The following is a 19,485-nucleotide window of genomic DNA, read 5'->3' as shown; positions in this document are numbered from 1 at the left end:
TCCACTGGTAACCCTGTGGGAGGGGGCTTGCTCCCGAATGCGGATGATCATTGAGTGATGATGTGGATGACACGCCGCTTTCGCGAGCAAGCCCCACCCTGGGCCACGGTCGATCACAGCCTTTCAATTCATCTGCCAATGGTCGGATTCTCTTCAAGAAGCGCTCTGGTACGCCGATCACGCTTGGTTACGTCAGTCATGCAGAGCGCATTCACAGCATCACCCAGATGCGTGGTGAGATTGCCAATGCCGCCACGGTGATCCGTCGCCTGAGCGCCTGACGTCCGCCGACGTGTACCGGTTCGGTTACCGAGTCGGTACACAGTCGATCTCAAATCCGTGCGAGTGCCGCCGATGGCCGGTTATCTATAACCGGCATTGGAGCCATCTCATGGTCAGCATCACCTCCGTTTCGATCAATCAGACCGTCAGCACCGCCACCAGCAAAACCAGGATCAGCGACGCCAGTGACGACACCTCGACCCCTGCAACCAGCAGCGCGGGCGTCAGCGCCGATACCAGCAAAGTGGCGGCTGGCGGGGGCGCGGCTCCGGCAGGCGACAGCAGTTCCGACAGCAGCGGTGAATCGGATTCGGTGAAAGAATTGCGCAAGCAGATCGCCGAGCTGCAAAAGCAATTGCAGGAACAGCAGCAGGCGCTGCAAGCGGCTCAGGCCAAGCAGGAAGACGTTGATGCCAAGGCTGCCGACGTGGCGTCCGCCGAGTCGCAAATCTCCAGCACTTCGGCTTCGTTGCAGACGGCCACGGCGGCGTTGTTGCAGGCGTTGCAGGATTCCGGGTCGAGCAGCTCGGGCTCGCTGGTCAGCACTTCGGCTTAAGCATCACGCGATTCCCCTGTAGGAGTGAGCCTGCTCGCGATAGCGGTATATCTGCCTTATTCATGGTGACTGACACACCGCTATCGCGAGCAGGCTCACTCCTACAGAGAACTGCGGTGTGTTTCAGAGGGTTGGCAGGCTGAAGGTGAACAGCGTGCCGCTCTGTGCGGTGGACGCTACATGCAAATGCCCGCCATGGGACTGGGCGATCTGGCTGGCGATATACAGCCCCAGACCGAGCCCGGCCTGGGGCGTGCTGGCGCTTGGGCGCGAGTATGGCTGGAACAGATGCGGCAAAACCGCCTCGGGAATATGCCCCTGATTCTTCACCGCCAGCATCAACGCACCGTGCTCGACCTGGGCGATGACTTCGATATCCCCTTCCGGGTCGCCATGGGTCACGGCATTGGCCAGCAGGTTCGACAGCAACTGGGCAATCCGGCCACGGTCGCAGGCCACGCCCTGCAATTCGCCGATGCAGGCGTGAATGGTGCGCTGCGGATGCACATTGCGGATTTCCGTCACCACCTGCTGCACCGCGTCGGTCAAGTCGGCGCAGGGCTGGATCGCGACCGGAATACCATTGCCCAGACGTCCGCGAGCAAAGTCGAGCACATCATCCACCAACCGCGTTGCCCTTTGCGCACTGCCAAGGATATTGCGTACCCGCATTTCGATGGCCGGATCCGGGTGCTTGCGCAGAAGCATTTCGGCGCCGGCGCTGATGGCGAACAACGGGTTGCGCAAGTCGTGGCCGAGCACGGCGATGAACTGTTCGCGCAACTCGGCGGTTTCGCGCTCCTGCAACAACGCGGTTTCGGTGCGCTGCGCGTTTTCCTCGGCTTCGATCTGCAACGCGAGCATCCGCGCGAACGACTCCATGGTGCTTTGGATGCTGCTGGACTTGAGTTGTGCCGGGTTCGGATCGAGCGCGCAGATCGTGCCGAAAAACCGTCCGTCAGTGCGGAACACCGGCACCGAGATATAACTCTCGAATTTGTACAGGCGCGGGGTGTGATGATCGCGGTAGAGCGGGTCTTCACTGGCCTTGTCGATCACCACCGAGGTGTGCGCAGCACGGATTTCGTGGCACAGCGTGGTGACCACATCCAGCTCGCCACCAACCTGCAGGCCGAAATCCAGCTGGTCGAGGACGGCGCAGGCTGTCCACGAATCCTCGGTAACCCGCGCTACGGCGGCAAAGCGCAGGCCGGTCAGTTCGCGGATCACCTGAAGGATCGCCGGAACCGCGCTGATCCGTCCGATTGTCGCGATGTCTGCTGCCGCTGTCTGCCTCATGCCCATCGCTCTCGGCTGCAATCGTTATCTGATGGTCGCCATACTAGCGGTCTGATGGCGGTTTTGGCATCCCTTCAGGCTGCATCCGCGTGATTCGCCGGGCAACGGACGCAAAAAAGCCGCACGATCGCTGATCGTGCGGCTTTGCTTTGGCGGTGTATCAGGTGTCTTGCTTGTTGCTCAGCACTTTGCCGGTGGTGGCGTCGAAGTCGACGTCGAACTCTTTGCCATCGGCGGTTTTCAGCTCGACTTCGTACTCGTAACCGTTGAAGTGGTTATCCAGATCGGTGTCGGTGATGGTCGCACCCGGGTGCAGTTTGAGCGCTTCGGCGTTCATCGATTCCAGCGACTTGATCTTGCCGGATTTGACCAACTCAGGGATCTGGTCGACGCGCACATCGGCCTGGGCGAGGCCAGCAGTCAGGGTCAGGGCAGCGGCGGTAAACAGGGCAGTCAAAGTTTTCATCGGGTCATTCCTTGGGTTGTTCGTTGAAGTGGGCTCAGGTTAACCACCACAACTTAATTCACCCTTAAAACCCCACATCGCGGGCAAGGCTTTTGTAGGAGTGAGCCTGCTCGCGATGCGGACAACCCGGTCTGCTGATCAGAACCCGTTGTTCTTCAACACCTGATCAACACTGGCACTGGCCGGACGCTTGTAGAACTTCAACAGTTCGCTGGCGCGGTTGGTGAAGATGCCATCAACGCCAGACGCCATGACTTTCTCGAAATCCACCGGCTCATCGACGGTGTAGACGTGCACCAGCATGCCCTGATCGTGGGTGTACTGGTTCATCCACGGTTGCACCAGATCCGAATAGCTCTGGTCGCCGCCCTTGGTCAGCTTGGCCGAAGGGCCGGTGCCGATGGCGCCCTGCGACTTGGCGAAATCAACCCATTGCTTGAATTCGGCTTCGGACTTCGGCTCCTGCTTGCCGTAGAACACGTTCTTGTCCTTCTCGCCGGACTCGGCAAAGGTCACCTTCGATTTCGGCTCGATGCTGCCTTCGCCGACCCACAGCAGCAGGATTTTCGGCACTTGCGGCATTTCCTTTTGCAGCAGTTCGAGGCTGTTCTTCTCGAAAGTCTGCAGGATCACCTTGCCTTTGCCCTGGCCGACGGCCAACTCGCTTTTCGCCAGTTTCGAACCGGCCGGGCTCAGCCAGCCGCGATCTTGCAGCTTCTCTTTCAGGTCATGCTCGATGCCCGGAAACAGCTGCGGCTCCTTGGTTTCGATGTAAAGACCCGGCTTGTGTTTCGGGTTGGCCTGGGCGATGTCGATGATTTCATCGAGGGTGAGGATTTTCAGCCCGGCGTAGGATGGACGCGCGCGATCCGGATAAGCCTTGTTGTACCAGCTGCCGGCGTCGAGGGTTTTCAGTTCGGCCATGGTGAAGGCGGTGGCCGGGCTGTCCTTGCGCTCCGGGAACTTGGTCGCGACGTCAGTGGTGCGTTGCAGGTTGTTGTCGTGCAGGGCGAACAGCACGCCGTCCTTGCTGCGCTGCAAATCCATTTCCAGGTAGTCGGCACCGAGGTCGCGGGCCAGTTTGTAGGAGGCGGCGGTGGACTCCGGTGCATCAAAGGACGCGCCACGGTGAGCGATCACGGCTGGATGCGGGATGCCATGGGCGGCGGCAAGCGCGTTGACGTCAGTCTGGGCGGCGTGGGCCTGGCCGAGACCAAGCAGCAGGCTCAGCATGAGGGCGCTTTTGGTGAAAGTGGCGGGCATGTTCGAGTTCCTTTCGCAGGGCATTTTCAAAGACGTACCTTTTAACAACTGAATCGATTGGGTGCTATCGCCAGACCGACATAAACGTATTAAAAGCGATTTTTCCTGCACTTTTGTGGCGCGGTTTGCAGTACGCTTGCCCTCGGCAGACGCTCCGGCAGAGGGCGCGCCGATTCCGTTGCCCTGCGTGTAAACCATCGATGATTTTTCGTGAGGTTTACCATGCGCATCACTTCCCAACTCATCTGTCAGGCTGCCGATGACCTCAAGGGTTTTGTCGGCCTCAACCGCAAAACCGGCCAGTACATCGTGCGATTCAGCGAAGATTCGTTCGGCATGGACGTGGCGGATGACGGCATCATTCCCACCAGCGAGTTTGTCTGGGCGCCGGCTTCTGAGACGACCATGACCTTGAAGCGCGAGCTGATTCAGTTGCTGCTGGATCAGAACATCGATGAGCGGATCAACATCAGCGAGCCGTTGCGGGTGTACATGAGCAAGGTTGAGGTGCCGGAGATTGTGGCGGTGCGCAGTCTGGTGAAGGGCTGAAGTTTTGTAGTGGCTGTTCCGGCCTCTTCGCGAGCAAGCCCGCTCCCACATTGGATCTGTGGCGTTCACAAATCCCTGTGGGAGTCAGCCTGCTGGCGATGAGGCCAGTGAGCACACAACCAAATTCAAAACCCAAACGCGGTACCTGTGGGAGCGGGCTTGCTCGCGAAGAGGCCAGTCAGCGCGCCGCCAAAGTCACTGCCCAAACCGGTACTCCCGCTCCACCCGACACACCCGGGTCTGAAACTTCGAATACCACTGCGCCCGCCCGCGCGCCTGGATCACCCGGTGCTCGGGATGCTCGCGCCAGGCCAGAATCGCCGCCTCGCTCTGCCAGTAGGAAATGGTGATCCCGACCCCGTCTTCCCCACGAATCGAATCAATGCCGAGAAACCCCGGTTGCTGGCTGACCAGTTCCATCATCCGTTCCGACGCCGCCGCATAACCGTTGTCACCCTCGGTGCGGGTCGAGGTGAAAATCACTGCAAAGCAAGGCTCTTTCGGCTTCATGAGCGTCGCACCACACACGCTTCGACGAACGCCCGCACCAATGGCGGAACCTGGCCCTTGAGCGCCGCACGTTCCGGTTGAAACAATGTGGCGACAAAAAACACATGGTCAGTCAATTCGATCGCGCGCAAGTCGCCCGCCGAATCGTGCCCCACGGCGCGTAGCTGATGAGTCAGCAATTCTTTTTCGAACTGCGGATTCACCCCGAATCGGCAGCGATAGCCTTCACGAATCTCCGAAGTTTCGTACGCCTTGGCGATCAACGATCCGGCGACCAGATGAATGCTGTCCACCGCCTCCACCAACGCACAGGTCAGCGGCGTGAGCACGGCTCGCGGCGAATCCGGTGACGTTTCGCCGTGTTCGGCATCGGCCCAGCCCAGCACGTTGCGGGAAAATTCCAGCAGTGCATGCTGAAAACCACCGCAGGTGCCGAGGAAAGGGCGCTGCTGTTCGCGGGCAAAACGAATGGCCCTGAGTGCACCAGCCTCGTTTCTGTAGGGGCTGCCCGGAACGCACCAGAAACCGTCGAATTGATCCAGCGCAGTGTCGGCGTGAATCTGCTCGGTGGGCAGCCATTCGAATTGCACATTGTGGCCGGACTGCTCGGCGATCAGGCCGAGGGCAACGGGGATCGCCTGGTGGGCGGTGACTTGCGGATCGTGATCGCCGATCAGGGCGATGGAAATGGCGTCCATGGGATTTCCTTGATTTGAGTGAGTGATGAACCTCTGGGGGAGGGTGTGCAGTTGTCGATCACCGGGGCTCACTATAGATTGGCGTTCACGCACTCAATATTGGCGTTTCCCCAAGTGATCAATGCAGCGACGCACTATCGACTCGATTACCCGGATCTGGCGCTGATCCTTGCGTTGGTGCGCGGCGGCTCTCTGGCCCGGGCGTCGCAGCTGCTCAGGGTAGACGTGTCGACGGTGTTTCGCGCCGTACGTCGTCTGGAGTCAGCGCTGGGTCAGCAATTGTTCGAAAAGAGCCGCGCCGGTTACCTGCCAACCACCCTCGCGCAGACTCTGGCCGAGCAAGCCGAACGCGCCGAGCAGGCACTGGAAGCGGCGCGGATCGGTGTCGAGCAGGGCGGCGAAGTGGTCAGCGGCACGGTGCGCCTGACCTGCACCGACTCGGTGCTGCAAGGCCTGCTGTTGCCGGCGCTGGCGCAGTTCATGCCGAACTATCCGGCGTTGACTCTCGAGCTGAGCACCTCCAACGATTTCGCCAACCTCAACCGCCGCGATGCCGACATCGCCCTGCGCCTGACGCGTACGCCGCCAGAGCATCTGGTCGGACGGCAACTGGCGAAGATTTCCTACCGGGTCTGCGCCAGTGCGCGTTATCTGCAAAACGTCGATGCGACGGATCTGGCGGCGCTGACCTGGATCGCCCCGGACGAGTTTCTGCCGGATCACCCGACCGTCGCCTGGCGCCGTCAGCAGTTGCCCGGCGTGACCCCGGCTTATCGCTGCAACAGCATGCTGTCGGTGACTGAACTGGTGCGCGGCGGACTCGGTGTGGCGGCGTTGCCGGACTTTCTCATTACCGGAGGTTTACAGGCTCTCAGCGAACCGTTGCACGGCTACGACACCGCGCTGTGGTTGCTGACCCGCCCGGATTGCCGAGCATTGCGCTCGGTGGTCACGCTGTTCGATGAACTGGGGCGGGCACTGCGGTTGCCATGATCAGCGTTGCGGGTTCTGGCAGATGTGCGCATGCAGTTCGCGGGTCAGGCCTTCGATGCGTTCGGTCAGGCTCTTGGTCATTTCGGTGAGGCGGGTATTCTGTTCCAGCAGTTCGAGCAGTTGCGCGGTGGTCTGCGCCGCTTGGGCCTGGCGCTCACTGTTGGCCACCGCCAGCGCTTCACGGTGCTGTGCGTCGGCGTCCGATTGCGCCTTGTCCCGCGCGGCTTGCCGGGTTTGTGCCAGCAGGATCAACGGTGCGGCGTAGGCCGATTGCAGGCTGAACGCGAGGTTCAGCAGAATGAACGGGTACACGTCGAAAGTGGTGATCCCCGTCGCATTGAGGCACACCCACAACAGCACGATCAGGGTTTGTGCGCCAAGAAAGGTCGGCGTGCCGAAGAACCGCGCGAAGGCCTCGGCCCGCAAGGCGAACGTGTCGTTGCCGAAGGTGGTGTTGAGGTGGGCGTGGGGGCGGTGGAAGCGCAAGTGGTCGACGGGGGCGGGCGCGGGGACGTCGGGTTTTTCTGTGGTCATGATGGGCTCGGCAGGATTTGGGACTGAGGGTCACTATAGTCCTGCATCGCGGCTTATGGCCCTTTCGCGAGCAAGCCCGCTCCCACAGGGGAACGCATTCCAATGTGGGAGCGAGCCTGCTCGCGAAGGCCGCGACGCGGTCTCTCAGCCCGGCGCCCGCTCATTGGCAAACATGCTCACCGCCTGCACCGCTTCACTGGCGCCATCGCGGATCTGCAGAATCACGCTGCCGGCCTGATCCGCCAGTTCAACGCCTTGTGCCGCCCGCCCGCGTGTGCCTTCCATGCTCTTGATCGCCTGGCGGGTTTCGCTCTGGATCAAACCGATCATGTTGGATATCTCCGCCGTCGAGCCGCTGGTCCGCGCCGCCAGTTGCCGCACTTCGTCCGCCACCACGGCAAACCCGCGCCCCTGATCCCCGGCGCGCGCTGCTTCAATCGCTGCGTTGAGCGCCAGCAGATTGGTCTGGTCGGCAATCGCGCGGATGGTGTTGACGATCGCCGTGATCTGCTCCGAGCGTTCGCCAAGTTGCGCGATCAGCGTTGATGACTGCGCGATATCGTCAGCGATTTCGCGCATCTCACTGGCCGCCTGCTGGATCACCTGAGTGCCTTGCTCGGCGACTTTCCGGGTTTCCACCGAGATGTGATAAGCAGCGCTGGCGCTGCGCGCATCGTGCTCGTGCTGCTCGACGCGGGCGGTGACGTCCGTGGCGAATTTCACCACTTTGCACAACCGCCCGGCAGCGTCGTACACCGGGTTGTAGTTGGCCTCCAGCCACACACTCTGGCCGCGCTTGTCGACGCGTTCGAACTGGCCTTGGAACAACTCACCCTGATTCAACCGCCGCCAGAAATCCTCGTAGGCGCTGCTGTTGACCAGCTCCGCGCGGCAGAACAAGCGGTGATGTTTACCCTTGAGTTCAGCGAGCGTGTAACCCATGCGCGTCAGAAAATTCTGGTTGGCGGTGAGAATGCCGCCGTTGAGGTCGAATTCGATCACCGCCATTGCCCGGTCGATCGCCTGCAGCTTGGCGTTGGCCTCGCTTTCCTGCTGGACTTTGGTCGTCACGTCCATGGCGAACTTGACCACTTTGACCACGCGCCCCGACGCATCCTTGATCGGGTTGTAGTTGGCTTCCAGCCAGACCGGCTGGCCTTGGCTGTTGATCCGCTCGAAGGTACCGGACTGGAACTGGCCGTTTTTCAGGCGCGACCACAGTTCGGTGTATTGCGCGCTGCGGCCAAACTCCGGAGTGCAGAACAAGCGATGAGGCTGGCCGATCACCTGTTCGGCGCGGTAGCCCATGGTTTTGAGGAAGTTGTCATTGGCCTTTAACACTACGCCTTCAAGGTCGAACTCGATCACCGCCATGGAGCGATTGATCGCTTCAAGCAGGCCGTTCTGTTCGGTGATGGTGTGTTGAAGGTCGTTGAGTTCGGACTGGTGGCGTTTGAAAAACATAGGGGCAGTACCTGGAAGTAGGGAAAGACGAGGTTTGTGTCCCTGTTTCCGCGCTGGCAGAGCAAATGCTGGATGAGCATTTGTCATTGACTGCAAAGTGCCAGCATCCAGGCTGACGAGTCGATCTTATACAAACTGCGTTGAGTTGTACAAGAAATTGCGAATCAACCTGTTTGCAGCCTTTTCAAGGCTGAGAGAGGGGGGGGCGTCTTCTTAGCCCGGACTGCTCAGCGCCACGCTGATGGTGTTGCGCCCGGTGTGTTTGGCGGTGTACAGCGCTTTGTCGGCGTCATCCAGCCAGGCAACTGCGTCGCTGTACGTCGGCTGAAACCGGGCCAGACCAATACTCAGGCTGACGCGTAGCTCTGGCACATCCGGGTGCCGATATTGATCCATCGCCTGACGCAATCGTTCCATTTGCGCCTCGGCTTTATTGAGTGGCTGGTCGGGCAGGATCAGGCAAAACTCGTCGCCGCCATAACGACCGGCCCGTTCACCTTCGGCCAGCAGCCCTTTGAGTGCCTGGCTCAACTCGCGCAGCACGGCGTCGCCAACGATGTGCCCATAGTTGTCGTTGATGGTCTTGAAATGATCGATGTCGATCAGCGCCAGAATGTCCTGGGTGTTGTTATCTCGGCACCGGGTGAAACGCGTATGGAGCAGATCCTTCCAGGCGCCGTGATTGAGCAGCCCGGTGAGGCTGTCGGTGCGGCTCAGGTCCCTGAGTGCACGTTTGTGTTGTGCAAGTTTGATCGCCAGTTGGTAACTGACCATGCCCAAGGCCAAGGGGTACAAGGTCAGCATCGGCAGGCAGGCCCAAACCTCGATTTGCGTCATAGTCAGGCTGAACTTGAAGCCGAACAGTAAACAGCCCAGCAGCACGCCGGCGATTTGGGCGAGAGCGCCCAGCAGGAACAGACGTCGTCCACCAGCGGCGACATTGTTCATGGTCATCATCGACAGGATGGTCACGGTGGTCAGCGGATTGAACTGAAAGCACGCGGTCCAGAAGCCCCCGCACAACGAGTCGTACAACAGGTTGCGGCGTTCGGCGTGGTAGGGGAAGGTCGAGCGGGTCGAAATCTGGTAGGCCAGATGCGGCCAGATAAAACCGTTAAACACCAGCAGCGCCCAGAGCCAGTTCGGCATGTGCAGCGGATACAGCGCGGCCGCGACGCTGAAAAAGCCGACACCCAGACCGATGATCCTGGGCAGATAAATGCGTCTGGCGAATGACAAGCCTTTGCCGCGTTGATTTTCCATGATGTCCTGCGCCAGATTCATCCTGAAATACTTTGAAGTGTTTTTTCAGGTTGACCGTTCGTCGGTCAATTGTCGGACATTGTCATTTATTCCAACGGGAATAATCAGTGTCCTTCCGAGCCATTTAATCGTGGCGGGGCGCAGGAGAGGGCCGGTTTAGAGCTGGTATCTGGCCAGAAACATCTCCATGGCCGACTCGGCCACGGCTTTTTGCGTGTCTGCATCCAGCGGCGGCAGGCCCATGGAAATCTGCGGCCAGAAACCGAACGACTTCAACAGCCCTTGCACCTGCTGCGCGGCGAATTCTGCGTTCACGGTTTTCAGCCGACCATCCGCCAGTGCAGCGCGAATCCACACCGTCAGGCCTTCTTCGCGCTCGCCCATGCGCGCCACCATGTCCTGCGCGCGCTCCGGGGAATGGATGGTGGCGGCAATCGCCACCCGTGCCAGCCCGAGAAAGTTGTCATCGGCCATCATCTGCAGTTTAGCCAGCAACATGGGCAGCAGTTGCTCGCGCAGCGGCTGATCCGCGCGATAGGTCACGGCTTGCTCGTCGGTAATCCGTGCCCAGAGTTGGTTGAGAATTTCGGCGAACAACTCTTCTTTGCTGGGAAAGTGGTTGTACACCGTGCGCTTCGACACCCCGGCGGTGGCCGCGATCTTGTCCATGCTGGTGACCTCGAACCCGTTGGCACGGAATTCGGCAATTGCCGCCTGGATGATGGCTTCGCGTTTGCGGTCGGTGAGGCGTTGTGGAGCTGTCATAAGTACGCTTCGGCAGAAAAGGGGTGGAATTACACTTGGCAGTTTACTTGTCATTACGTTTCATGCAACCTAGAAACTACACCGCCCAGTGTAATGTTGCGTTAATCCGCGCAACCTAAAAAACAGACAGTTCGGCTGATGCGTGCGTGCTTTGGCCATTTATCGTCCCACCGTGAAAAACCGTGAATTGCGCGGTTTTTCTGGAGTCTCTCAGTCATGGCCAATCCAGATTTTTCTGCGGATCAAACTTCCACGCCTGAAGCCTCTCGCCAGGATCAAGGGCTGTTCCGTAACCATGCGCCGGTGCAGCGCGAAGGTGGGCGCAAGATGCTGCGGATCATGTGGAACATGATTTTCAACAAGCCGCGCAATACCCGACCGGCCGCCGCGATCCCGGTGCAACCGCTGACCCGTGAAGAGCTGTTGGCAGCACCGAATCACAGCGTTTACCGCCTCGGCCACTCGACCCTGCTGCTGAAAATGCGCGACAAATTCTGGATCACTGACCCGGTCTTCGCCGAGCGCGCCTCGCCCGTGCAATGGGCCGGCCCGAAACGCTTTCACCAGCCGCCGATCAGCATCGACCAGTTGCCGCCGATCGAAGCGGTGATCCTGTCGCACAACCATTACGACCACCTCGATTACCAGGCGGTACTGCAACTGGCGGCTAAAACCAACTATTTCCTGACCCCGCTGGGCGTCGGCGACACCCTGATCAAATGGGGCATCGACGCCAGTAAAGTTCGCCAGTACGACTGGTGGCAGGGCACCGAAATCGCCGGCATCCGCTTCGTTGCCACTCCCTCGCAGCACTTCTCCGGCCGCGGCCTGTTCGACAGCAACAGCACCCTGTGGGCCTCGTGGGTGATGATCGACGGCGACACGCGAATCTTCTTCAGTGGCGACAGCGGCTACTTCGACGGCTTCAAACGCATCGGCGAACAATACGGCCCGTTCGATCTGACCCTGATGGAAACCGGCGCCTACAACGTCGAATGGCCACACGTGCACATGCAACCCGAAGAAACCCTGCAGGCGCACCTCGACCTCAAGGGCCGCTGGCTGTTTCCGATCCACAACGGCACCTTCGACCTGGCAATGCACGCCTGGCATGAACCGTTTGACCGGATTCTGGCGCTGGCCTGGGAGCGTAGTGTTTCGATTACCACGCCGCGAATGGGCGAGGCGTTTAATTTGATGCAGCCGCAGCGGGGGCACACGTGGTGGCTGAATATGGAGCAGGATGTGTCGGAAAACGCCCCAATTGCTGGTAGCGGCTACAAGTCGGGATGACTTTTCCTACTGTCGGTAGTCCAGCTGGCTGACAGCTCTTTCCTATGTCCTCGGTAGGCTTGGTCGCGAGTGAATGAATCACTCGTGATTAGCCTAAACAAGGACGATAGACATGACGCATTTCTTCAAACGTCGCGTGAATACGCTGACGAAATCCATATTGGTCGCACTGGCAGCGACAGGAGTCGCTGCCAGTGCCCATTCGGCCACTGATCTTCATTACGCCAGCGTCAGTGAACTCAGCAAAATGATGGCCGACAATGAGCTCACTGCTGTTGAGCTGGTTGAACACTTTCAACAGCGAATTGCCGAGCTGGACAAGCACGGTCCTGCTATCCACGCCATCGTCGAACTGAATTCACAAGCCATCGAAATAGCTACCGCGCTGGATAACGAGCGTAACGAGGGACAGTCGCGTGGCCCGTTGCATGGTATTCCGGTGCTGCTCAAAGACAATTTTGATACCGCCGACAGCCTGCAAACCAGCGCCGGCTCCTTGGCCATGGTCGGTCAGCCGGCAGCCAACGATGCTTTTGTGGTTAAACAGCTGCGGGATGCCGGCGCGATTATTCTGGGTAAAGCCAACATGAGCGAATGGGCTTATGTGCGGGAAATGGGGTTACCCCATGGTTGGAGCGGACGTGGTGGGCAAGGGAAAAACCCGCATGCACTGAGCGAGGAAATCTGCGGTTCCAGTTCTGGATCGGCCGCTGCCGTGGCTGCCGGTTTCGCGCCGATCTCCTTGGGTACGGAAACCAACGGTTCGATCACTTGCCCGGCATCTGCCAATGGCGTAATCGGCGTCAAACCCACCTTGGGTCTGTTCAGTCGCACCGGGGTGGTGCCAATCACCCGTCTGCAAGATACCCCTGGTACTTTGACACGTACTGTCCGTGACGCAGCGTTGATGTTCAACGTGTTGCAAGGCACGGATGCGACAGACTCCGCGACATCGATCGCCCCGACAGGAATCGACTACACCGCGTTACTGGCAAACGATGCCCTGCAAGGCAAGCGTATCGGTTATCCCGCCGCTTACGAGGGAACGGACGGCGTGGTCCTGACTACCGGAGTGGAGTTTCAGAAGGCAATGATCACACTCGAGAAACAAGGTGCGACGCTCGTGCCAGTGACCATTCGTTTACCTGATATCGATAATTTCGTACCCGGTCTGATGGGCGCGATGAAATACGAATTGCCTGAATATCTCGTCAGCCGTTCCGGTCTGCCGATCCAGTCGTTGCAGGACCTGATCGACTTCAATCAGCTCAATCCCGGCAAGGAGGGCTATGGGCAGGCCACGCTCGAAGCGATGAATGCGCTGGACATGACTCACGAACAGGCCAGCGGATCGATCTTGAGCATCAGCAAAAACTTCAAGGACGCCATTGACGAGCAACTGCGCGAACACAACCTCGACGCAATGGTTGCCGAAGCGGATGGTTACTCGCAATTTTCTGCCGCAGTGGCTGGTTATCCGGCGGTAACCCTGCCATCGGGCATGAGCGCTAACGGCATACCCACGTCCGTGTTCTTTTTCGGTAAAGCATGGAGCGAGCCGCAATTGTTCGCCATGGCCTACAGCTATGAACAAGCCTCGGCCGAGCTGCGGCACCCTGCGTTCAAGTAATTATTCCACCTAAGCAAAATCCCCACGCTCTGCAACGTTCTGCTGCATGGCCTGGGGATTCAATTTGCGACCCGGCGCAAACCCGGGAAAGAACACCAACCCCTGTGCCTCAAACCGATAAGCCAACGCCAGCCGCGTCGCATCCGCCACGTCCTGCTGCGCTTCAAACCGCTGGATATCATCCACCGCAACCTCCGCCTCGCGCGACAGTTGTTCCACGCTCCAGCCCAGCATCGCTCGGGCCTGGACGCAGTGCGTCGGGGTGAACTGGAAAAGGGCAATGCGTTCGAGGATGTGGTTCATCGCAAGAGAGGCCATGGTGTGCTCCGGGCTCAAGAGTGCTGATTGAAAATGTACTGTGTTTTTGTACAGTTGTTTTCGGCCGGGATCAAACGCATTTTTTGATTTGCCCTAGTTCGCCGCCTCCAACCAGACGGACGGTGCCTGTCCGAGGATGCGCCGGAACATCGTCGAGAACGCCGCCGGGCTCTCATAACCGAAGTCCAGGGCGATCCGCGTCACCGCTTCACCGGCCGCCAGCCGCGCCAGCGCCAGCACCACGCAGGCCTGTTGCCGCCATTGGCTGAAGCTCAACCCGGTCTGCTGCCGAAACAGTCTGTTGAAGGTGCGCAAGCTTATGTGCAACTGCTCGGCCCAGTGTTGCGGCGACTGATGGGCGTTCGGCTGAAGCAGAAAGGTCTGACACAAAGCGAGCAGCTTTCCGTCAGTCGGCAACGGAATGTGCAAGGGCAGGGGCGCACTGCGCGCCAGTTCATGCAGCAACAGCTCGATCAATACGCCGTCGCGTCCTTCGAGGTCATAAGTCAGCGGCACTTCCACCGCTTCCATCAACAAGTGCCGCATCAACGGTGAAACGCTGATCACCTGACAACGCTGGCCCAAATCTACCGCCCCCGGCTCGATGTACAAACTGCGCGTACTCACGCCGAGCATCAGCACCTCATGCGCCACTCCCGGCGGAATCCACACCGCCCGCTGCGGCGGCACCACCCAATTGCCGTCATGAGTACGGACCTGCATCACCCCAGTCGCGCCGTACAGCAATTGCGCCCGCCGGTGTGTATGAAATGGCAACAGATGGCCGTGGGAATAATCCGTACCGATCGCCACCACCGGGCGCGGTGTGTGATCCAGCAGATTGATCGAAACATTACGCATCGAGCGTTTCCCGGTAGTTGGCGTAAACGCAAACATTATTGGCTGAGTTGCTGAAGCAGGCCAAGCTGCGTCGCTCTATCGTCGACCGCTCGCCACCACCGGAAGACGCGCCATGTTTTACCTCCTGTTGACTCTCTTCGGTTGCCTGACCGGCGTCACCGCCGTCCTGTTCGGCTTCGGCGGCGGCTTCGTCGTCGTGCCGCTGCTCTACCGCATGCTCACCGCCAGTCACGGCGCCGACGACCCCATCAGCCAATCGGCCATGCACATCGCCGTCGCCACCTCGACCTGCGTGATGATCGTCAACGCCCTGATCGCCACCGACAAACACCGTCGCGCCGGCAACCTGATCCGCCATTACCTGTGGCCCCTCGGCGGCTTCATCGCCCTGGGCGCGATCATCGGCGCAATAGCCGCGGTGTGGGTCAGCGGCGAGGTCATTCGCTACGCCTTCATCGCCTACCTCGGCGTGACCATCATCGACTGCCTACTGAGGCGCGGCTTCCTCACCCGCAGCGAAGGCGTCATCCCACGCCGATTGGATCGCAAGGAAATATCCGCCGGCGGCGTAGGCATCGGCGCTATCGCTACGTTCCTCGGTGTAGGAGGAAGCGTCATGACCGTACCGCTCCTGCGCCGCTGCGGACTGAGCATGTCCCAGGCCACATCCATGGCGAACCCGTTGAGCGTGCCGGTAGCCGTGGCCGGGACGCTGACCTACATGGCACTGGCCGGTTTCAGCGAGACGGATCTGGGCGCGTGGTTTGTAGGGTATGTGGATTTGCTGGCGTTTGCGGTGCTGACGCTGGGGTCGTTGGTCGGGATTCGGTTGGCCACGCCGTGGATCGGGCGGATACCGGATCGGCTGCATGCTTGGGTTTATATCGCGCTGCTGATCATCGTGATGTTGGGCATGCTGCTCAAGTAGAGCCTCGATTCCTGCACGCATCCTCTGCATACTCCGCAGCCTCATTCATTCAAGGATCGATCCATGCTCAAGGGACTGCTGCGCCTGGCGCCATACGCTGCGGCGCTGTTCACACTGATTTCCACCGCCCATGCCGAAGATGGCCGACGCGTGTTCACCGGTACGCTGGGCAAGATGCCGATTGTGGTGGAGCTCAACACCACGCAGCAGGACGAAGTTACCGGCCGCTACTTCTATGAGAAGTATCACCGCGACCTGGAGCTCAGTGGCTCGCTGCAAGACAGCACGTTGAACCTTGTTGAAGGCAACAACCGCTATGGCGACGACAAACCGCTGCCAACCCTGAAGTTGAAATCCACCGCCAATGGCTGGCAGGGCGAATGGCAAAACCCCAAGGGCAAGAAGCTGCCGGTGCAACTGACCGAAGCCAAACTTCCTGCGCCGAGCGCAACTACGCTGCCCTTTATTGCCACTCTGCCGAAGAGCGATCCCTACGAGTATTTGCGCTTACAGGGGCTCAAGCTCAAACCGGAGAAGAAAGAAAACTTCATGGGCTACGACCTGCAATGGTGGACGGAGCCTGAGTCGAAGATTTCGCTGTTCAGTGTCGAGTCTGGCTATACGAAGGAAGAGCAGCAGCGGATCAACAACCACTTGCTCGGACGGCTCTGGACTGAAGTCATCGACTATCACCGCTGCATGATGGATGGCGGGGAATACGCCGAATTCGATCAAGGTGCTGCCCCTGAGTTTCTCTCGCCCGACGTGGTCAGCCTGGACATCTCCACCGGTTACAGCTGCGGCGGTGCCCACCCGGATTTCGGCAGTTCGCCAATCAACCTCGACGTCCACACCGGCGAATTGTTGAAACTCAAAGATGTACTGTGGATCGGTGAACCCAACAGCGCGGCCACCGAATATGATCAGATGAAAGTCATGGCACCGTGGCTGGTCAAACAGTTCACCACGCTCTATCCCGAAGAGATGAAGAAGCCCGCCGAAGATGACGGCAGTTGCGATTACACCGATGAAAGCGTCTGGGGTTATTCCAACTGGCACTTCACACCGAAGGGGATTTACCTGGGCGCTTACTTCGCCCGTTACCAACGTAACTGCGACAACCCCGATTGGTCAGTGCTGCCGTACTCGCTGGTCAACCAGCACCGTGGCGCTGCCAAAATACAGCTGCCCAAAGGCTAACCATCACGCCAACCCCGGCGCTTCCCGCACAATGAAGTGATCCAGGTTCTCGATGTTGGCACTGAACACCCCGAACGTCTGTTCGGGGTTCTTCTTGCTCGGCACCTGCTTCAACTCCGGCGTCACGCCATAGAAGAAACAGAACAACTCCTTGCCACTGTCGATCGCGTGCTTGATCTCTTCCAGAAACGCCTTGCGCTTGCGGTAGTTGTCGATCAACTTCTTGCTCAAGTACACGTTCACCGAATACGGCTTCTTCTTCGCCTCATCCGCCTGCTTGAACCAGACCTTCTGCACGAAATCGATGCGAAAACTCTGGGTGTAATCCTTGATCTCCTTGATCTTGCCCCAGTAAATCAGCCCCTTGTTGTCCGTCAGATACTCGATCTTCTTGAAGAACGAGCCATAAGGCGCCGTGTGCTCGCCGATCTTCAACGGCATGCGCTTAAGCAACTCCTTGTCGGCGAAGTTCGACACAAAACACTCCACCGGATGCGCAAACACACTGGTCTTGTCCGGCGCCGTCTCGCGCCCCGGCGGCTCCTTGGAACTCACCTGCGCCACCCGCACCGGATCATCCCGCAACACATCCGCCGCCCCCGCCGGCGCAGCAGGCTTGCGCACATACTCACGCCGCGTCAGCAACAACTCCGACGGAAAATGCTCCTCCCGCCCGTCATCCACCTCACCCTCCGCCGTCTCAACCCCCGACGCCGACGCCTTCAAACTCACATACGGACAACCCGCCACATGCTGCGTACCGGGCAAGTTTTTGAAGTGCGGTGTACGCACGTAATTCACGTTCTTGGCGTTGAACGTGCCCAACTCGTTCGACGCATCAAACGCCGAACGACAGGCATCGTTGGGGCACTGGAAGTGTTCCTTCGCAGAGTCGAAGGCCACCGTCTCATCGAAATTGAGATCGCGAACGTCATAGATCGACAACTTGTCGTCGAGACTGAGGCAGTAGGCGAGATCGAATTTCATGGCAGAGCTCGGATCCTTGAGTGGGGGAGGGGTATTAATAGCGGGAGGCGCGTGGTGGTGCACCTACTAATTCTTTTTTTGATGCAGTGATCCGGTCATTTTCTAGGCTCCGTCAAAGCAATTTAAGAGCGAGAGGTGGAACACATGTCGCACCGAAAGGCTGAAAACTTGGCTTGAGTCAGTTGTGAGAGCCTTCCGTAAGTCGTGTAGGACTTTTCTCTAGATTTGGTAATCTCTAGCCTCTGATAAGAGGATGAGTTGATGCCAGCCGTAATTGCCGAGAATGATTTGTCAAAATGGGCCGATCAAACTGGGGTTCTCTACCACTTCCCGAAGCGGTACAAGGAAATCCTTGTCCAGGGAACAGAAGTTCTCTACTACAAGGGGAAACTGAAAAATAAGGCTTTTGCAGCATTACGTTTGAGTTCTGCACCTCATTATTTTGGTTTGGCTCGGATAGGGAGGGTGTATGCAGACAAGAACAGTAAGCGAGGAGACCTGTTTGCCTCCATTGAGGATTTTCGTCAGTTTGAGTCGGCAATCCCAATAAAGCTCGAGGGGGAGTACCTTGAGCAAATTCCCTCAAATCTAAAGAACAATTACTGGCGTAACGGTGTTCGGTCCATTGATCAAACTGTGTTCGATCGGATCTCATCCAATGCTGTGCTGACGCAATCGCAGGCAGATGACTTCAGCCAGGTTGACGGTACAGAGGATTTTGAAACCGTAATCGTTGGTACTGAAGGTAAAAAATCCACTTATTACGGTGTGAGATACGAGCGTTGTCCCAAGCTTAGACGTCAGGCTATCGCTATTCATGGTCTTCTATGCAAAGCATGTGATTTTGACTTTGAGAAAGCCTATGGGGAGCACGCGAAGGGCTTCATTCATGTGCATCACGTGAAGCCCATTTCCGAATTTGAAGAGGAACAGGTTGTCGATCCAGTGACTGACCTTGTTCCTCTCTGTGCAAATTGCCACGCAATTGTTCATAGAAAGCCTCAGCAATTACTGAGTGTTGAGCAATTGAAAGGGCTTCTCAACGGTCGCTGGGTTTTCGATGATTTGACCTAAGTGAATGTGCAGATAACTGCAACGTATTTACGACCCGCCGCCACCAAGGATTAGCTTCGACCGTTCGTCGTCGCGGCTGATCATTTAACAGGTAAGGCATATCCCGAAGCCGAATCCAGCCCTCATCCTGCCAATGCAGCAAACTCAATGACATCTCCGGCCAATCCAATAAGCTCAACATTGGCCGATTCGAATCTCCTGAATCCGCAGCATCCCGCAAGGTTGGCACGACCTCGTTGGTCAACCACTCACGCAACAACCGATTCGCCGGTACGTAGTGATACACCAACAGCGCATACACCCCGGATTCACTGAGCATCAGCTGTTGTTCTGGTTCTCGAAAATACTTAATCCACAAGACTCGGCGCTGATCGCTATCTAGCTTGTTGACCACCCGATCATTCAGATGGAAACCCATCAAGCGGCCGACATCGCGAGCGGAGAACCAAGGCTGGTTTTCTAATAGAAGGGCATGGAGAGAAAGGTTGTGGCGAGAGAACACTATTACCGGGAGCGGATCAGACATATCTATGACCTCTACGTTAGATTTTG

General features: G+C 58.5%; 21 protein-coding genes and 2 pseudogenes. 9 read left to right on the top strand and 14 right to left on the bottom strand.

Going from position 1 to position 19,485, the window contains the following annotated elements; translation table 11 throughout:
* Nucleotides 1-50: 50 nt before the first annotated feature.
* The gene (locus AC3WMV_RS06395) at nt 51-281 is read left to right on the top strand and encodes a hypothetical protein (RefSeq protein WP_143503033.1); all 231 of its coding nucleotides are present in this window, start codon (nt 51-53) and stop codon (nt 279-281) included.
* Nucleotides 282-391: 110 nt separating this feature from the next.
* Nucleotides 392-838 (top strand): hypothetical protein, encoded by a 447-nt coding sequence (locus AC3WMV_RS06390; RefSeq protein ID WP_103368951.1) that lies wholly within the window; start codon nt 392-394, stop codon nt 836-838.
* 123 nt (nt 839-961) lie between these two features.
* On the opposite strand, the gene AC3WMV_RS06385 is transcribed toward AC3WMV_RS06390, so the two are convergent.
* The 3 genes from AC3WMV_RS06385 to AC3WMV_RS06375 all read right to left on the bottom strand — a co-directional run bounded on the left by AC3WMV_RS06385 (nt 962) and on the right by AC3WMV_RS06375 (nt 3,866).
* Entirely contained in the window at nt 962-2,137 is a 1,176-nt protein-coding gene (locus AC3WMV_RS06385; RefSeq protein ID WP_103368952.1) for a GAF domain-containing sensor histidine kinase, read from the bottom strand.
* Between the two features lie 160 nt (nt 2,138-2,297).
* Complete coding sequence (locus tag AC3WMV_RS06380) at nt 2,298-2,603, bottom strand: PepSY domain-containing protein (protein ID WP_007917758.1); 306 nt, start codon at nt 2,601-2,603, stop codon at nt 2,298-2,300.
* A gap of 138 nt (nt 2,604-2,741) precedes the next feature.
* Nucleotides 2,742-3,866 carry a glycerophosphodiester phosphodiesterase gene (locus tag AC3WMV_RS06375; RefSeq protein ID WP_103368953.1) on the bottom strand — a complete coding sequence of 375 codons (1,125 nt, stop codon included), beginning with the start codon at nt 3,864-3,866 and terminating at the stop codon, nt 2,742-2,744.
* Nucleotides 3,867-4,088: 222 nt separating this feature from the next.
* On the opposite strand from AC3WMV_RS06375, the gene AC3WMV_RS06370 reads away from it, so the two are divergent.
* Entirely contained in the window at nt 4,089-4,415 is a 327-nt protein-coding gene (locus tag AC3WMV_RS06370) for a DUF2025 family protein (RefSeq protein ID WP_096795039.1), read from the top strand.
* A 195-nt stretch (nt 4,416-4,610) separates the two neighbouring features.
* Here the strand turns inward: AC3WMV_RS06370 and AC3WMV_RS06365 are convergent, their stop codons facing one another.
* A complete protein-coding gene (locus tag AC3WMV_RS06365; protein WP_096795038.1) occupies nt 4,611-4,925 on the bottom strand; it encodes an antibiotic biosynthesis monooxygenase family protein in 315 nt (104 codons plus the stop codon).
* Nucleotides 4,922-5,623 (bottom strand): CTP synthase C-terminal region-related (seleno)protein, encoded by a 702-nt coding sequence (locus AC3WMV_RS06360; RefSeq protein WP_103368954.1) that lies wholly within the window; start codon nt 5,621-5,623, stop codon nt 4,922-4,924. Before AC3WMV_RS06360 ends, AC3WMV_RS06365 begins: the two co-directional genes overlap by 4 nt.
* Before the next feature lie 51 nt (nt 5,624-5,674).
* Here AC3WMV_RS06360 and AC3WMV_RS06355 point away from each other — a divergent pair, with 51 nt between their 5' ends.
* Nucleotides 5,675-6,616 (top strand): LysR family transcriptional regulator, encoded by a 942-nt coding sequence (locus tag AC3WMV_RS06355; protein WP_103368969.1) that lies wholly within the window; start codon nt 5,675-5,677, stop codon nt 6,614-6,616.
* On the opposite strand, the gene AC3WMV_RS06350 is transcribed toward AC3WMV_RS06355, so the two are convergent.
* The 5 genes and pseudogenes from AC3WMV_RS06350 to AC3WMV_RS06330 form a co-directional block, all read right to left on the bottom strand.
* Nucleotides 6,617-7,150, bottom strand: coding sequence for a DUF1003 domain-containing protein (locus AC3WMV_RS06350; RefSeq protein ID WP_027612612.1), 534 nt, complete (start codon nt 7,148-7,150; stop codon nt 6,617-6,619).
* A 144-nt stretch (nt 7,151-7,294) separates the two neighbouring features.
* Nucleotides 7,295-7,732: pseudogene (locus tag AC3WMV_RS06345) on the bottom strand (methyl-accepting chemotaxis protein); the annotation flags it as partial.
* A gap of 108 nt (nt 7,733-7,840) precedes the next feature.
* Nucleotides 7,841-8,524 (bottom strand): annotated as a pseudogene (locus AC3WMV_RS06340) (PAS domain-containing protein); the annotation flags it as partial.
* Nucleotides 8,525-8,827: 303 nt separating this feature from the next.
* Entirely contained in the window at nt 8,828-9,877 is a 1,050-nt protein-coding gene (locus tag AC3WMV_RS06335) for a diguanylate cyclase (RefSeq protein ID WP_103368970.1), read from the bottom strand.
* A 156-nt stretch (nt 9,878-10,033) separates the two neighbouring features.
* Complete coding sequence (locus tag AC3WMV_RS06330) at nt 10,034-10,642, bottom strand: TetR/AcrR family transcriptional regulator (protein ID WP_027612615.1); 609 nt, start codon at nt 10,640-10,642, stop codon at nt 10,034-10,036.
* Nucleotides 10,643-10,858: 216 nt separating this feature from the next.
* On the opposite strand from AC3WMV_RS06330, the gene AC3WMV_RS06325 reads away from it, so the two are divergent.
* A complete protein-coding gene (locus tag AC3WMV_RS06325) occupies nt 10,859-11,935 on the top strand; it encodes an MBL fold metallo-hydrolase (RefSeq protein WP_103368955.1) in 1,077 nt (358 codons plus the stop codon).
* Nucleotides 11,936-12,047: 112 nt separating this feature from the next.
* Nucleotides 12,048-13,565: an amidase family protein gene (locus AC3WMV_RS06320; protein WP_103368956.1), complete on the top strand. Its 1,518-nt coding sequence runs from the start codon at nt 12,048-12,050 to the stop codon at nt 13,563-13,565.
* Between the two features lie 9 nt (nt 13,566-13,574).
* Here the strand turns inward: AC3WMV_RS06320 and AC3WMV_RS06315 are convergent, their stop codons facing one another.
* On the bottom strand, nt 13,575-13,883 hold the full coding sequence (locus AC3WMV_RS06315; RefSeq protein ID WP_027612618.1) for a helix-turn-helix domain-containing protein: 309 nt from the start codon (nt 13,881-13,883) through the stop codon (nt 13,575-13,577).
* Nucleotides 13,884-13,976: 93 nt separating this feature from the next.
* Nucleotides 13,977-14,744: an AraC family transcriptional regulator gene (locus tag AC3WMV_RS06310; protein ID WP_103368957.1), complete on the bottom strand. Its 768-nt coding sequence runs from the start codon at nt 14,742-14,744 to the stop codon at nt 13,977-13,979.
* Between the two features lie 112 nt (nt 14,745-14,856).
* Between AC3WMV_RS06310 and AC3WMV_RS06305 the strand changes: the two genes are divergently transcribed.
* The gene (locus tag AC3WMV_RS06305) at nt 14,857-15,672 is read left to right on the top strand and encodes a sulfite exporter TauE/SafE family protein (RefSeq protein WP_103368958.1); all 816 of its coding nucleotides are present in this window, start codon (nt 14,857-14,859) and stop codon (nt 15,670-15,672) included.
* 63 nt (nt 15,673-15,735) lie between these two features.
* Nucleotides 15,736-16,872: a hypothetical protein gene (locus tag AC3WMV_RS06300; protein WP_103368959.1), complete on the top strand. Its 1,137-nt coding sequence runs from the start codon at nt 15,736-15,738 to the stop codon at nt 16,870-16,872.
* A 3-nt stretch (nt 16,873-16,875) separates the two neighbouring features.
* On the opposite strand, the gene AC3WMV_RS06295 is transcribed toward AC3WMV_RS06300, so the two are convergent.
* A complete protein-coding gene (locus AC3WMV_RS06295) occupies nt 16,876-17,859 on the bottom strand; it encodes a hypothetical protein (RefSeq protein WP_103368960.1) in 984 nt (327 codons plus the stop codon).
* A gap of 261 nt (nt 17,860-18,120) precedes the next feature.
* On the opposite strand from AC3WMV_RS06295, the gene AC3WMV_RS06290 reads away from it, so the two are divergent.
* Nucleotides 18,121-18,933 (top strand): HNH endonuclease, encoded by an 813-nt coding sequence (locus AC3WMV_RS06290; protein WP_041066501.1) that lies wholly within the window; start codon nt 18,121-18,123, stop codon nt 18,931-18,933.
* Here AC3WMV_RS06290 and AC3WMV_RS06285 read toward each other — a convergent pair.
* Nucleotides 18,899-19,459 carry a BRO-N domain-containing protein gene (locus tag AC3WMV_RS06285; RefSeq protein ID WP_103368961.1) on the bottom strand — a complete coding sequence of 187 codons (561 nt, stop codon included), beginning with the start codon at nt 19,457-19,459 and terminating at the stop codon, nt 18,899-18,901. The genes AC3WMV_RS06290 and AC3WMV_RS06285 overlap by 35 nt on opposite strands.
* Nucleotides 19,460-19,485 lie beyond the last annotated feature (26 nt).

Source organism: Pseudomonas sp. FW305-3-2-15-E-TSA4, assembly GCF_058787295.1.
This window is presented reverse-complemented; position numbering and strand designations above follow the sequence as displayed.